A 14,622-nucleotide genomic window follows, 5' to 3' on the forward strand; every position below is an offset into this window, starting at 1 on the left:
TTCGCGGACCCGCCGCGCGACGGGACTGTCTGATACACACGACATGCGACAACCCCGATCCCTCGGACGCGATCGGATATCGAGTTATAGGCTCGCGCACGTGGGAGTACCAACAGCAGCGCCCGGCGCGGACGCGCGGCACCCGGCCGCCGGATGGCCGCCGCGCGCGGAAAAAGCCCGCCTGCACTATGTTTCGGGCAAGGGCGGCACGGGCAAGTCCACCGTCGCCGCCGCGCTGGCGTTGGCGCTGGCCGCGGGTGGGCGCCGGGTGCTGCTGGTGGAGGTGGAGAGCAGGCAGTCGATTGCCCAAATGTTCGACCTGCCGCCCCTACCGCCCACCGAGACCAGAATCGCCACCGCCGACGGCGGCGGCGAGGTGGTGGCGCTGGCCCTCGATATCGAACACGCCTTCCTCGAATACCTCGACATGTTCTACAACCTCGGCTTCGCCGGGCGGGCCATGCGCCGGGTCGGGGCCATCGAATTCGTCACCACCATCGCACCCGGTCTGCGCGATGTCATCCTGACCGGCAAGATCAAGGAGTGCGCGGTCCGCGTCGACAAGGCGGGTGCGCTCGTCTACGACGAGATCGTGGTGGACGCCCCGCCCACCGGGCGCATCGCGAGCTTCCTCGACGTCACCCAGGCCATGGCCGAGATCGCCAAGAGCGGGCCGATCGCCGCACAGGCCGAAGGCGTTTCGACGCTGCTGCATTCGGACAAGACGATGATCCACCTGGTCACCCTGCTCGAGGCGCTGCCGGTGCAGGAGACCGCCGACGCCGTCGCCGAATTGACCGCGGCGGATCTGCGCATCGGCACCGTCATCGTGAACCGGGCCTCCGAGGGTCAACTACCCGTCGCGGTGCGCGACCGCGCCGCCGTGGGCGATATCGACGCCGACACGGTGCGATCAGGTTTGACCGAAGCGGGAATCACATTGCCCGACAGCGACTTCCAGGGTCTGCTCACCGAGACCGCGGAACATTCGGCCACCATGCGCGCCCAGGACGAGAGCGCCGCCGAACTGACCGCCGTGGATGTCGCGCGGCTGTACCTGCCCGCCCTACCCGACGGCATGGACCTCGGCGGACTCTACGAACTGGCCGAACACCTGAGCAACCAGGGGGTACGTTGAGCGCGCCGATCCCGATCACCGCGGCCCCGCTGGATATTTCGGCGATCCTCGCCGACCGCGCCGCGCGGGTGATCGTCTGCTGCGGCTCCGGCGGTGTCGGCAAGACGACCACCGCGGCGGCCATCGCCCTGCGCGCCGCCGAACAGGGCCGAAAAGTCGTGGTGCTCACCATCGACCCGGCCCGCCGACTGGCCCAGTCACTGGGTGTGGCGGATCTGGACAACACCCCGCAGCGGGTGGAACTCGGCCCAGAAGCCAAGGGCGAACTGTTCGCGATGATGCTGAATATGCGCCGCACCTTCGACGATATGGTGCTCGAGCACACCAGCGGCGATAAGGCCGAGCAGATCTTCGCCAACCCCTTCTATCAGACCGTGGCCTCCTCCTTCGGCGGGACGCAGGAATACATGGCGATGGAGAAGCTCGGGCAGTTGGCCGCGCGCCGCGAATGGGATCTCATCGTGGTGGACACCCCGCCATCGCGCAATGCCCTCGACTTCCTCGACGCCCCCAAGCGGCTCGGGAACTTCTTGAACGGCAAGATGATCCGCGTCATCATGGCGCCCGGACGCGGTGTGACCCGCATCCTCACCGGTGCCATGAGCCTGGCGGTGCGCGGGGTCTCCACCATCGTCGGCGGCCAAATGCTCAAGGACGCGTCGAATTTCCTGCAATCGGTGGAATCGCTGTTCGGCGGATTCCAGGACCGCGCCGACCGCACCTACGCCATGCTGTCCAAACCGGGCACGCACTTCCTGGTGGTCGCCGCGCCGGAACCGGACGCGCTACGTGAGGCGTCATTCTTCGTCGATCGGCTGGCGAGCGAGCGCATGCCACTGGCCGGACTCGTCCTCAACCGCACCCATCCGACGCTTAGCGCGCTGCCTGCCGAGAACGCGCTCACCGCGGCCGACCAACTCGCCGAGACCAATCCGCTCGCCGCGGCGGTGCTGCGCATCCACGCCCACCGCGCGAGCACCGATCGGCGCGAACAGCACCTGCTGCACCGGTTCACGGGCGCGCATCCGCGGGTGCCGATGGTGGCGGTCACCGCGCTGCCGTTCGAGGTCTCCGATCTGGCCGCGCTGCGGGTGGTGGGCGATCAACTGGCCCCTGCGGCCGAAGGCGATCGGATCACCACAGGGGCTGCGGGCGATCAGTTCGCCCACGGGGCCACGGGGGATCAATCGGCCCCCAAACGGAACTGAGCCCGCGACCGCGGGCTCAGTTCCATGCGATGTTTACATCGCCACCTGATGCTGACGCTGAGCCTGGAAGAAATCGGCCCAGGACGTGACCTCGGGATGCTGCTTGAGCAGCGCCCGCCGCTGCCGCTCCGTCATCCCACCCCAGACGCCGAACTCGACCCGGTTGTCGAGCGCGTCGGCGCCGCACTGCATCAGCACCGGGCAGTGCCTGCAGATGGTGGCCGCCTTGCGCTGCGCCGCGCCGCGCACGAACAGTTGATCGGGATCCACTTCCTTGCATCGCGCCTGGGCTACCCAGGCGATCCTTGCTTCGGCCTGCTCCACGTCCAATCGAGCGATGGGGGTTGTCATGTGCATTTGGTGTGCCCCTTTGCAGTCCGAACACCGGGTCATCGGCGCTCCAGAATCCCGTACCGTGTCGCAGCAACCCATTCCCCGCTGCGAACTGCACCACATTCCACTTTGAGTGTTAGCTCTATCACACTGGGTTCTCAATCTAGGTAAAGGTATGGCGCTCGCGCAAGACCGTCCCCGTATTTATTGGTACGACCGTCCCTCCAAAATCACGGGCGAACTGGGCGGTCCGGCCGACACACCGAACGACCGCCACGCGACACGCCAAACGTGGTTGCGCGACACGCCCATTCGAAACGCGAACCGCCAGTTCTCCACAAGCACCAAACGCACCGGAGAGCGCGCCCGCAGCACCCTTTAGGCTGGACGACGTGCCGATCACACATACGCTCGCGAAGCTGGCAGGCAGCTGTGCGCTGGCAGCCGTGCTCGTCGCCGGTCTGTTGTTCCCGTTGGCGGGTGGTTTCGGGTTCGTATCCAACCGCGCGGCCGATGCCGTCGACAATGTCTCCGCCGAGCTGGTCGAGGGCACCGTCCCCGCCGTGTCCACCATGGTCGACGCCGCGGGCACGCCGATCGCCTGGCTCTACGAGCAGCGCCGGTTCGAGGTGCCCAGCGACAAGATCTCCAATGACATGAAGTTGGCGATCATTTCGATCGAGGACCGCCGCTTCACCGAGCACGCGGGCGTCGACTGGCAGGGCACCCTGCGCGCCTTCCTGACCAACTCCGCCAGCGGCGAGGTGCAGCAGGGCGCGTCCACCCTGGACCAGCAGTACGTCAAAAACTACCAACTGCTCGTCGTGGCCAAGACCGACGCCGAACGCCGCGCCGCCATCGAGACCACCCCGGCCCGCAAGATCCGCGAGATCCGCATGGCGCTCACGCTGGACCGCGAGCTCTCCAAAGACGAAATCCTCACCAGATACCTGAATCTGGTGCCGTTCGGCAATTCCTCCTACGGCATCCAGGACGCGTCACAGACCTACTTCGGCGTCGACGCCGCCAACCTGAACATCACCCAGGCGGCCATGCTCGCCGGTATGGTGCAGAGCTCCTCCAAGCTGAACCCCTACACCAATCCCGAGGGTGTCACCATCCGACGGAACACGGTGCTGGACACCATGATCCAGAACATCCCCAGCCGGGCCGAGGAGTTCCGCAAGGCCAAGACCGATCCGCTCGGGGTGCTGCCGGAGCCGAAGGGGCTCCAGCACGGCTGTATCGCCGCCGAGGACCGCGGCTTCTTCTGCGACTACGCCCTGCAATACCTGGCCAACGCGGGGATCAGCCGCGAACAGATCGACCGGGGCGGCTACCTGATCCGCACCACGCTCGATCCGGCGGTGCAGGCCGCGGTGAAGCGCTCGGTCACCGATGCCGCCAACCCGAATCTGGACAATATCGCCGAGGTCATGTCGATCGTCGCGCCCGGACAGGATTCGCACGCGGTGGTCGCCATGGCCAGCAGTCGCACCTACGGACTCAACCGCGACGCCAACGAAACCGTGCAGCCGCAGCCGTATTCGATGGTCGGCGACGGCGCGGGCTCCATCTTCAAGATCTTCACCACGGCCGCCGCCATGGAGAAGGGTTTGGGCGTCAACGCCCAACTCGATGTACCGGGTCGCTTCGAGGCCAAGGGCATGGGCGACGGCGGTGCGCGCGGCTGTCCGCCCGCGACCTACTGCGTCACCAACGCGGGCAACTACAAATCCCCGATGTCGGTGACCGAGGCATTGGCCACCTCGCCGAATACCGCCTTCGTCAAGCTGATTCAGGCCGTCGGCGTCGCGCCAACAGTCGATATGGCGGTGCGACTGGGTATGCGCTCCTACACCGAGGCCGGTTCCTCAGGCCACGGCAACCAGAGCCTGGCCGACATGATCAAGGAGCAGAACCTCGGCTCGTTCACCCTCGGCCCTGTCGCCATCAACCCGCTGGAATTGTCGAATGTGTCCGCCACCCTCGCCTCCGGCGGCCGGTGGTGCCCGCCGTCGCCGATCAAAGAGGTGCTGGACCGCAGCGGTAAACCCGTCCCGCTGACCCAGCAGGCGTGCGAGCAGGTGGTGGATCCGGGCCTGGCCAATACGCTGGCCAACGCGCTCAGCCACGACACGCTCAGCGGCACCGCCGCGGGTTCGGCGGGGGCCACCGGCTGGAATATGCCGGTCTCGGCGAAGACCGGCACCACCGAATCGCACCGCTCCTCGGCCTTCCTCGGCTTCACCAACTCGCTGGCAGGCGCCGCCTACATCTACGGCGACAGCCGCACACCGGGCGAGATCTGCTCCTTCCCGCTGCGCAACTGCGGCGGCGGCGATCTGTTCGGCGGTAATGAGCCCGCACGCACCTGGCTCGGCGCGATCAAATCGGTGGCGCCACAATTCCCGCCGCCCGCACTGCCACCCATGGACGAGAAGTACGTGCGCGGATCCAATAACGCGCAGGTGCCCGATGTCACCGGCATGACGCAGGGCGAGGCCACCGCCGCGCTGGTCAACTCGGGCTTCCAGGTCTCCCCCGTGACCGGCGCGGGATCGCAGCCCAAGGGCCGGGTGATGGGCACCGCGCCCAATGGTTCGGCCATTCCCGGCTCGGTGATCACCGTCTACATCAGCGACGGCACCAAACACGACGCACCGCCGCCCCCGCCACCGGGCGCGCCACCACCGCCACCACCGCTGCTGCCCGGATTCCAGATACCCGGATTTCCCCCGATCCGCTGAATGAATAACACCGCCCGCCCGAGCAATTCGGGCGGGCGGTGTTATTTCGCTCGAACTAGAGCTAGAGGCGCGCCTTCACGGCGGCGGAGATGCGCGAACCGTCGGCCTTGCCCTGGGCCAGCCCGGTGGCGACCTTCATGACCTGGCCCATCTGCCGCATACCCGGCCGCTCGCCCAACTGCTCGGCCACCTGGGCGATGGCGGTATCGGCCAGATCGGCCACCTCCGCCTCGGTCAGTTGGGTGGGCAGGTATTCGTCGATGATGCGCGCCTCGGCGTGCTCATTGGCCGCCAACTCACCGCGCCCGGCCTGGGTGAAGACCTCGGCCGCCTCGCTGCGCTTCTTGGCCTCCTTCTGCAGGACCACAACGACCTCGGCGTCGGAGAGCTCGCGCGCCGCGGGTCCGGCGACCTCGGCGGTCTGGATGGCGGCGAGCATCATCCGCAGGGTGGACAGTCGCAGGGTGTCCTTGGCCTTCATCGCGGCGGTCATATCCGCCCGCAGCTGGGATTTGAGTTCCGGCATGTGCCACACCGTAGCCGCTGCGCCGACCACGACCCACCACATTTGCCGGGCGCGCGGCCCTTTTCACCGTCTGGCGTGCGAAAACAGTCCGATTCACCGTCGCGTCCGCAACCTCGGCGACCCTGCGGGCGGCTTGTAATGCGAAAACGCGACCTCCGTCAAGTGGTCTGTGCGTAAACCCACTCAGCATTCCGGTCCAAGGTCACCTATGCTGGGCAAATGCCCGTTCTCTCGACCGCCGCTGTACGAACAACCGCGTTGGGTGCCGCCGGGGCCGCAGCGGCCGGAATCGGTTACGCCGCACTGATCGAACGCAATGCCTTCGTGCTGCGGGAGACCACCATGCCGGTGCTGCCGCCGGGGTCGTCGAGCCTACGGGTACTGCACCTGAGCGATCTGCACATGATGCCCGGGCAGCAGCTCAAACAGCAGTGGTTGCGCGAGCTGGATCGGCTCGAACCGGATCTGGTCGTCAACACCGGGGACAATCTGTCCCATCAGCGGTCGGTGCCCGCAGTGGTCCAGGCCCTCGGCGGATTGCTTTCCCGCCCTGGGCTTTTTGTTTTCGGGAGCAATGACTACTTCGCGCCGGTCCCCAAGAATCCGCTCAAATACTTCAAGCGTGATCACCGCCGCGTCTACGGCGCGCCGCTGCCGTGGAAGGATCTGCGCGCCGCGTTCGCCGAACGCGGCTGGCTCGACCTGACCCATGTGCGCCGCGAACTCGAGGTGGCGGGCATCCGCATCGCCACCGCGGGCGTCGACGATCCGCACCTGCGCCGCGACCGGTACGACACCATCGCGGGCCTGCCGAATCCGCTGGCACAGTTGCGGATCGGCCTGACCCATTCGCCCGAGCCCAGAGTGCTCGACCGCTTCGCCGCCGACGGCTACGACCTGGTTCTCGCCGGGCACACCCACGGCGGTCAACTGGTGCTGCCCGGCTACGGCGCGCTCGTCACCAACTGCGGTATCGACCGGTCCCGTGTCAAGGGGCCTTCGCGCTGGGGCGCGCATACCCAACTGCATGTCTCCGCGGGTATCGGCACCTCCCCGTGGGCGCCGTACCGGTTCTGCTGCCGCCCGGAGGCCACGCTGCTCACCCTGGTCGCCGCGCCGCCCAAGCGCCCTGCCGCCGACAGCGGACAGGGTGTGTCTGCATCGGAGGCGATCGCCCGCTAGGGTGCCTGCCGAACCGTGTGTCAGGCAGGGGTTTACAACAGTGAGTAGTGGTTTCGACGAGCCGACCGTTCTCGGACAGACCGGTGCGCCGTCCCCAAATCCGCGGCAACCTACCGCGGCCGTACCGACCGGATCCGACGATCCGGCCTCCGGCGCTGAGTCGGCAATTGAACAGCAATCCGAATCCGGTGTCGGACAGGATGATTCCGGCACCGAATCGGTCACCGTCCGGGTCGACGCGCCGCGCCGCTCGCCGGTGCCGCCGCGGCGGCCCGGAGCCGAACTGACCGGCGGGAGCGATCCCTTCTCGCTGCCGAAATCGGGGGCGGGGGCGGCGGCGTTGTCCAGGGCAGCGGCCAAACAGTGGTCGCCCTTCGGGCGGCCGCCGGGGCGGTTTCGGCCGCATCTCGACGCTTCCGAGGGGTCCGAAACCCCGGAAGTCCCCGAGGTTGTCGAAACTGACTCGGAGACAACATCATCCGATCGGGAAATGGCCTTCTCGATCGAAAGCGCGCCCGTGCCGACGAAATCCGCGCCCGCATCGGATTCGCCCGATCGGGTCTTCGATCTCGGGGCAGGCGATTCCACGCCCACCGTGGGAGTTGAGCGGAGTCGGCCGTCTTCCACTGCCGGACAAGGCAATTCGAAGTCGAAGCAGACCTCCGCGATCGGATCGCCGGAGGCCGTCGCGCAGGAGACTCCCGCCCCGAACGATCAGCTCACCCGTCCGATCGGAATGCGCTCCCCCGCCGGAGAATCCGGGCGGGCCACGGGTAAGACGCCGTGGCAGTCGCTGCCTTCGTCGCAGCAGGGCGAAACGACGCGGCAGGGTTCGGAGTCTCGGCATGCGCTCGAGGGGCGGCACAGCGGCGATCAGAAGTCGATTCTCACGGGGCATCAGATGCCCGTCGCGGCCGAAGATCGCCTCGGGGCGGAAGGAGCTGTGCGGGCCGTCGAGGTGCCTGCGGCGCCGACAGGGATTCAGACGCCGCCCCAGCAGCCTTTTGTCGGGCAGCATGCCGCCGGTCCGGCGGCACAGCAGCCTGCGATGACTCAACAGCCTGTCGAGCCTTCGGACCGACCGGCGCAGGCTCCGACGGCGCAGCTCGGATCCTCGGCACTCGGCCCCCTCCCGCCTCAGGCGATCGGACCGGGGCTCACCGCGCAGGCGCCGGTGGGACAGCAGGTGTCCCCGCAGCCGCCACCGAATCCCGTCGCACCGCAGCAGATTCCCGCTGCCGCATCGCCCTGGCAGGCGAGTCCAGGTGCCGTACAGGGCAATTGGGGACAACCAACACCGGGGGCTTCGTGGCAGCCCGGCGGGCGCGCGCCCGGCGGAGCCCAGTTCGGCGGACAGCAGTTGACGCCGCAGGGCAAGAAGATCCTCGGGATCGGGATCGGGATCCTGCTGGTCATCGCCATCGTCCTGGGGATCGCGTTGGCCGCGAATTCCGGATCGGGTCGCGCGCCTGCCGAGCCGTCGAATGGCGCGCTCCCCTCCCTGGTCAGCGCGTTGACCACCAGTCCGGGCGCGCCACCGCGCAGCGCCAACCCCAAACCCGCACCCGCCCCCACCACCGGGACCGGGCCGGTGGTGGCCGGATTCCAGGTGGTCGACGCCCCCGACGTGGGGGCGACCTACGACGTGCCGACCAACTGGACCGTCGGTGATCGTGGCAATCTGGGTGGCCCGCCGAACGGCATCGTCGGCAAGGGTTACGCGACCGAGGGCAAGGATTACTGCCCCGGTTCGACCCGCACCATCGCCCTGCTCACCGGGTCCGATGACAAGGACAGCATCCGGGTGGCCACCGATTTGGGCAATCGGACCGCCAAAGCCGCCTATGCCGACGCCAGCGGCGGCAAGGCGGGTACACCGCAGCCGCTGGCCTCGCTGGACGGTTTGCAGCACGGCACCTTCGTCGAGACGCAGGGCACGCTCAGTCAGGCCAAACCGGGCTGCGCCACCAACTACTCGATCTACACCTTCGCCATGCCCAGCGATGAGGACGACGGCAATTTCGTCATGGTGATCGCCGCCGACACCGGCGTCCCCAACGCCCTCGACGCCGATACCGCCAAGCGCATCTTCTCCACCATCCGCCCCCACAAAACCTAGCCCAACCAGCCGGTTTAACGTCTGCCCCCACCCTGTTGTAAGCTTCTACAGGTTCGCTTCACGGGGTGTGGCGCAGCTTGGTAGCGCGCTTCGTTCGGGACGAAGAGGTCGCAGGTTCAAATCCTGTCACCCCGACTCGTGTGGTCGAGACACGAAACGGCTCCAGCCTGGTCTTCCAGGCCGGGGCCGTTCTTTGTTGTCCGACACCGGCCCGAGCCGCCCTACGCCGACCCCGAACGCCGCCTGCGCTCGGCCTCGATCCGTTCTCGAATTCCCTTGACCGACTTGTTCTTCGGGATACGGGGCGGCGAGAACACAGCGATCAGAAGGACGGTGGCCGGTATCGCGATGGCGACATAGAGTCCGAGATGCCAGCCGGTCATGCGGTGAACCGCCTCCCTTTCATAGCCCATTCCCCACGGCCGCGCACGGTGATCTGCCACCGCCCGCGCCCGCGTAGATCGACCACCAACCCCCGCGCCGCCAGCCGTGCGACCGCAGCCCGCGCCGACCACCCGGTCAGCCCAGCCTGCCGCTGCAACTGAGCCACCGATAAGAGTCCACCGGGAGCCAGAACTCCCAGGACTGCGAAATCGGCGACTCGGCCAATCTGCCTCAATTTCACGCCACCCCATTTCCTGCGTCGTGGATGAAATGCACCCGCCGCCGAGAGGGCTTGCGCCACCGACTCAACGGCGTCACGAGAGATGGCGTGCCCATTGGATCCAAGGACACCCACTCGGCGGCGGGCCTCTTACAGGATCGCGTGACCATTGGCTTCATTGGAGGGACGCGACCGCTACGGAACCCCTACGCTGCGCATACGCGAACCTATGAAACACGGGATGGCAGATCGTGATGATCGTGATCAGGTGGACAGGTGTCGAGGTACGTGCATTGCGCACGCAAGCGTTGCGGCGGACTCAGTCGGAGTTCGCCGACCTGATCGGCTACTCCGAGGCGGTCGTACGCAAATGGGAGGGCCGAGGTGAGACCATCACTCTCGCAGGACAATTCGCGGCGGCCATGGACACACTGCTGCGTCGCCTCGATGACGAACAAAGTGAACGATTCCGCCGCGCCCTACCTGCCGACTCGACTGTGTCAGCTCCGGTGACAGATCGGTCCGCCGCCGTCGTAGCGTCCCGATTGCCGGAACTGCGTCGAGTTCTCGATGCATATGACCTGGTCGATGACGGCCCCGTCCGTGCGATCGAACAGTTGCGCGACGCGGTGACCGCAGTCGTATCCGACCGCCTCAATTCGAACTACACCCGGCTTGCCTATGCGCTGCCGGACCTACTCTCGGAACTGCTACGCGCCAGATCAATTTGCTCTGGAAGCCAGCTCGCGGATATCGATCGTCTTCTCGTGCAGGGATATCGAGCAGCAGACGCGATCGCTGTCAAGTACGGCCACTACGACCTGTCGGCCCGCATCATTGGAATGATGCATGACTCCGCGATGAGCGCGTCGGATGAATTGGTCCTTGCCGCAACGGCATACGTGCGTACCGAGACTTTCTTTGTCAGCGGGGAGCTTACTGCGGGGCGCAAACTACTCGAACGCGCCGCCGAAGCGGTCGATCCGGCGAGTTCAACTCCGGCCGCGGCAACGTACGGGTCTCTGCACATGCGCGCAGGCGTTGCCGCCGCACGGGGATACTTCGCCGCAGACGCCCGCGCACATCTCAACGAGGCTGCACGAGTCGCCCGGTTGGTACCCGAGGGCGTCTATTTCGGTACGGCTTTCGGGCCATCGTCGGTCCGAATTCATCAGGTCTCGTTGGGAGTCGAGTTGGGCGATCCGGGGTCGGCGCTCGCGGCAGCACAGGACTGGGTGCCAACAGGTTCGATACCTGCCGAACGACGCTCCCACTACTTCATCGACATGGCGCGCGCCCACCTGCAAGCCAACCACCGAGACGATGCGCACGCTGCTCTGAAGTCGGCACAACTCGTCGCACCTGAGCACACGAACAGCCACCCTCAGGTCAAGGAAATGCTTGCCCGCTTGGCCGCTGATCAACCAGTGTGACCAAGTCAGCCAGTGAATCGACTACCCAGTCCGCATACCTTTGCTTCCGAACTTCATCAGCCCACAGATATCCCCAGGGACCTCGGCGAATGAGTGCGCATTTCAGTCCAGCGGCCCTGGCGGGGATCACGTCGTTGTCACGGTGATCGCCGACATACAGAATCTCGTCCCGCGTTCCCTGGGCGAACTGCGCGACTCGATCGAAGAAAGCACGATCAGGCTTGGCCACTCCCCACTCGCCCGACGTGGCGATGCTGTCACACGGGATGTCGAGTACCCGAAGCAGTTCCGCAGCCCGCGCCGTCTGATTACCGGCGATGCCGACCCAAATACCGCATTCGCGCAACGCGGAAAGGGCGGGGCGAACGTCCGGATAGAGGTCAGAGTCCTGGATGCTCTCGCCGCATCCGGCGGCTTCTCGAAGCTGTCGCTCATGACCTAGATCGAACCCGGGCTGGAAGTACTCGAACGTCTCCGCATTGTTGCGCCCCTCCGCTGTCACCACACCCAGGACGGCGGAGAAGGTGTGCCTTGGAACCCCGATCCAATCCGCCCAGGCCCCAAACTCGCGTGAGTCGTCCAACAACGTCTCGCCGACATCAAACACCACAGATCGGATCAAGAGTCCTTCACCTCAGCACTCGCCTTGCCCGCACCGGCTTCCCCCGACTGAAGTCTAGGGATACGGCGGCCCCGTAGCGGATCTCGTCCGCTCTCGAACGTCCAGCCGCTGTGATCGAAAGCCCGACTGCCGTTGGCGGCGAACACGTGGGACGAGTTGAATGCGGTTGAGGTGATGGCGCGGGGGTTTGTTCCGCGCCACCACCTCTAGTTCATCGCATCGCGCTGCTGGTACTCAGCCGTCGTGCTGAACCCTCGGATTTCACGCGAGGCCGGACACACCAGGCTGATGCGGTCGTAGTGATGCAACGCCCGAACCGTCGGTCTGCCTCGGTCGCGAGTTCACCGACCTTCCACACCTGCCCATTTCCCGACTCGTCCATCCGCTACCATCCCACTTCCGCCGACGCACCTTGCGTCGGCACCGCCGACGCTGCGTCAGGAGCACGCCGAGAACTCCTGCCCGAATTCGTGACAAGCGTGCTTGCGGGAACATCCCGTATTGCCACCCCGCACGCTGACCGAACCGGCCAACTTGTAACTGGTGCAGTGGGCGATTCGAATGAGGATGCGGAGTATCGCAATGGCCCGAAAGGGCGTTGGATTCCGCTTGGGCCTTCAGCCGAGCCGGCGGCGCGCGACCTGAGACTACGTGCCCGCCAACCTATCTCGGCTGAATTGGCAATCTATGATCACAAGCAGTGCGCGAACACCCGGTGCCGCACAATCCGCGACGGAGGGGAATGATGGCTGTTACAACACGCGAGAAGTCGCGCGGAGACGGTCTCGGCAACCAACGATGGCGACGCTACGCGGACGCGTTCGATCGGGTCGAGCGGTGCGCGAGCCAGGGCCATCACCTCGAAGCGATCGCGATTCTCGATTCGCTCATTGGGGATCGACTCGCGAGTCGTTTGGGCCACCTGCAAGGGATCGCTTCCGTCGAGGTCGCGGCGATCGGACCATTGTGTAAGCAGCTAGTCGGGAAAAGCGGCGATTCGGGGATTGAGCCTGATGCCGAGTTTCGCGCTGTGGTGGTCGAGATCAAGGATTGGGTCCGGCCGAGGAACGACGCGATGCACGGCATCGCTCGCGTCTTCAGGCCTGCGGACGCGACCACCGCGTTCGACGCAGCGATCGAGTCACACCGTCAGACGGTGGCGCACGGAATGGTGCTGCTACAGCGGTTCGATCGGCTCGACACTGCCGCCCGCCGGTTGGCGGGCAAGATTCCAGGGACGTGGCCGGCTGCGTTCTTCCCCGACGAGCGGCCCGCAAGGCCGCGCCCCGACGAGTCCGAAGTCAACTAGCCGAACGTTCTTCTCGCCGCGCCGGCGAGCTTGCCAGGCCGAAAGGCGAGATCTTCCAAATCGGCTTCGGCGACGGGATTTCCGCGCCTTCCGCATCGCCCATCGAGGGCTACGCCTGCGGAGCGGCTCCTGCGGACACTATGCGCGGCAGGAGCCGATCGGCGGGAGAAGCGTTGGGCGCGAAGGCCATTTCAGTGGGCGGCTACTTTCTCGGGTTCGGTTCGGGTCGCGGCGCTGAGGACGGTGAGGAGGACGCCGCAGGCGGTGAGGGCTGCCGCTATGAGGTAGATGGGGCGGGGGCCGGTGGCGGAGTCGGCGACGAGGCCGCCCGCGAGGCCGGCGCAGGCGGCGGCGACCTGGTAGGCGGAGGCGTTGACGGCCATGGACAGGGTTGGGGCCTCGGTGGCGGATCGCAGGACTCCGGCCTGCATGCCGGGGATGATGGCGAAACCGAGTATGCCGATGAGGATTACGGCCGCTGCGGCGGGGAGCGGGGTGCGGGCGAGCAGCCAGGCGGCGGCGAGGGTGAGGGCGAGCAGGGCGAGTAGGGCGGGTTGCCAGAGGCGGGGGTTCCTGTCGTAGAGGGTGCCGCCGAGGAGGTTGCCGAGGGTCGCGCCGATTCCGTAGCCGAGCATCAGGATGGGCAGGCGGTTCTGTGGGTGTCCTGCCAGGTCGGTGAGCAGGGGGGCGAGGTAGGTGAACACCATGAGGACACCGACATTGCCGATCGCGGTGAGAGCCAGGGCGAGCAGCACCGGGCGGCGCAGCAGCACACGGAGTTCGGCGATGGCCGAGCCGCGCTGCTCGTCGGGCGGGGTGGCGACCAGCATGGCGATCAGTGCGGTGCCGAGTAGACAGCCGAGGCCGACGGCCGCGAAGGTGGCGCGCCAACCCCATTGATGACCGATCGCGGTGCCGAGCGGCGCGCCCAGGATCATGGCCAGATTCATGCCGAACGCCAGCCGGGCCACCGTCGTGGCGGTACGGTCCGGTGGCGCCGAGCGGACCGCCACCACCACCGCCTGCGCGAAGAAGGTCGATGTCACCAGTGCGGTGACGACTCGTGCCGCGAGGAGCCAGCCGTATCCGGGGGCGCAGGCCGAGACCAGGTTTCCGATGCCGGCGAAGGCTAGTAGGGCCAGCATCAACCGTTTCCGGTTCAACGCCGCGGTGATCGCGGTGAGGACCGGCCCGCCGATGATCATTCCGATGGCGTAGGCGGTGACGAGCAGACCTGCGGCGCCGACCGGAATATCGAGGTCGCCCGCGACGTCGGGAAGGATCCCCGCGACCACGAACTCGCCGGTCGTGACGCTGAAAACGCAGAACATCAAGACTGCCAAGACGAACATGCCGGTACGCTAAAGTCTGACGTCAACGTGAGGGTCAAGTCTGTGA

12 protein-coding genes and 1 tRNA gene are annotated in these 14,622 nt (G+C 66.6%); 8 read left to right on the forward strand and 5 right to left on the reverse strand.

Annotation, left to right across the window (positions count from 1 at the left end; genetic code table 11):
- Positions 1-100: 100 nt before the first annotated feature.
- Together bagA and bagB are read left to right on the forward strand one after the other, a co-directional pair.
- Positions 101-1,138 carry an ATPase BagA gene (bagA, locus tag D5S18_RS06550; protein ID WP_239003583.1) on the forward strand — a complete coding sequence of 346 codons (1,038 nt, stop codon included), beginning with the start codon at positions 101-103 and terminating at the stop codon, positions 1,136-1,138.
- Positions 1,135-2,346 carry an ATPase BagB gene (bagB, locus tag D5S18_RS06555; RefSeq protein ID WP_239003584.1) on the forward strand — a complete coding sequence of 404 codons (1,212 nt, stop codon included), beginning with the start codon at positions 1,135-1,137 and terminating at the stop codon, positions 2,344-2,346. The genes bagA and bagB overlap by 4 nt, the downstream gene beginning before the upstream one ends.
- Before the next feature lie 33 nt (positions 2,347-2,379).
- Here bagB and D5S18_RS06560 read toward each other — a convergent pair whose 3' ends face one another.
- Positions 2,380-2,703: a WhiB family transcriptional regulator gene (locus tag D5S18_RS06560; protein ID WP_014981178.1), complete on the reverse strand. Its 324-nt coding sequence runs from the start codon at positions 2,701-2,703 to the stop codon at positions 2,380-2,382.
- A 368-nt stretch (positions 2,704-3,071) separates the two neighbouring features.
- Between D5S18_RS06560 and D5S18_RS06565 the strand changes: the two genes are divergently transcribed.
- Complete coding sequence (locus D5S18_RS06565) at positions 3,072-5,429, forward strand: penicillin-binding protein (RefSeq protein WP_120038914.1); 2,358 nt, start codon at positions 3,072-3,074, stop codon at positions 5,427-5,429.
- A gap of 61 nt (positions 5,430-5,490) precedes the next feature.
- Here D5S18_RS06565 and D5S18_RS06570 read toward each other — a convergent pair whose 3' ends face one another.
- Positions 5,491-5,955: a GatB/YqeY domain-containing protein gene (locus tag D5S18_RS06570; protein ID WP_120039041.1), complete on the reverse strand. Its 465-nt coding sequence runs from the start codon at positions 5,953-5,955 to the stop codon at positions 5,491-5,493.
- A 219-nt stretch (positions 5,956-6,174) separates the two neighbouring features.
- Between D5S18_RS06570 and D5S18_RS06575 the strand changes: the two genes are divergently transcribed.
- The 3 genes from D5S18_RS06575 to D5S18_RS06585 all read left to right on the forward strand — a co-directional run bounded on the left by D5S18_RS06575 (position 6,175) and on the right by D5S18_RS06585 (position 9,391).
- The gene (locus D5S18_RS06575) at positions 6,175-7,137 is read left to right on the forward strand and encodes a metallophosphoesterase (RefSeq protein ID WP_120038915.1); all 963 of its coding nucleotides are present in this window, start codon (positions 6,175-6,177) and stop codon (positions 7,135-7,137) included.
- A gap of 40 nt (positions 7,138-7,177) precedes the next feature.
- A complete protein-coding gene (locus tag D5S18_RS06580; protein ID WP_120038916.1) occupies positions 7,178-9,256 on the forward strand; it encodes a DUF8017 domain-containing protein in 2,079 nt (692 codons plus the stop codon).
- 61 nt (positions 9,257-9,317) lie between these two features.
- Positions 9,318-9,391 (forward strand) — tRNA-Pro (locus D5S18_RS06585).
- Positions 9,392-9,477: 86 nt separating this feature from the next.
- Here D5S18_RS06585 and D5S18_RS34765 read toward each other — a convergent pair.
- Complete coding sequence (locus tag D5S18_RS34765; protein ID WP_158607809.1) at positions 9,478-9,639, reverse strand: hypothetical protein; 162 nt, start codon at positions 9,637-9,639, stop codon at positions 9,478-9,480.
- Between the two features lie 472 nt (positions 9,640-10,111).
- Between D5S18_RS34765 and D5S18_RS06590 the strand changes: the two genes are divergently transcribed.
- Positions 10,112-11,293 (forward strand): helix-turn-helix domain-containing protein, encoded by a 1,182-nt coding sequence (locus D5S18_RS06590; protein WP_147403865.1) that lies wholly within the window; start codon positions 10,112-10,114, stop codon positions 11,291-11,293.
- Here the strand turns inward: D5S18_RS06590 and D5S18_RS06595 are convergent.
- Complete coding sequence (locus D5S18_RS06595) at positions 11,250-11,915, reverse strand: HAD family hydrolase (protein ID WP_120038918.1); 666 nt, start codon at positions 11,913-11,915, stop codon at positions 11,250-11,252. The two genes, D5S18_RS06590 and D5S18_RS06595, sit on opposite strands and share 44 nt — an antisense overlap.
- Before the next feature lie 700 nt (positions 11,916-12,615).
- On the opposite strand from D5S18_RS06595, the gene D5S18_RS06600 reads away from it, so the two are divergent.
- Positions 12,616-13,224 (forward strand): hypothetical protein, encoded by a 609-nt coding sequence (locus tag D5S18_RS06600; RefSeq protein ID WP_147403866.1) that lies wholly within the window; start codon positions 12,616-12,618, stop codon positions 13,222-13,224.
- Positions 13,225-13,415: 191 nt separating this feature from the next.
- Here D5S18_RS06600 and D5S18_RS06605 read toward each other — a convergent pair whose 3' ends face one another.
- Positions 13,416-14,576 carry an MFS transporter gene (locus D5S18_RS06605; RefSeq protein ID WP_120038920.1) on the reverse strand — a complete coding sequence of 387 codons (1,161 nt, stop codon included), beginning with the start codon at positions 14,574-14,576 and terminating at the stop codon, positions 13,416-13,418.
- Positions 14,577-14,622: the final 46 nt, after the last annotated feature.

The organism is Nocardia panacis, from assembly GCF_003598715.1.
Classification (GTDB): domain Bacteria; phylum Actinomycetota; class Actinomycetes; order Mycobacteriales; family Mycobacteriaceae; genus Nocardia; species Nocardia panacis.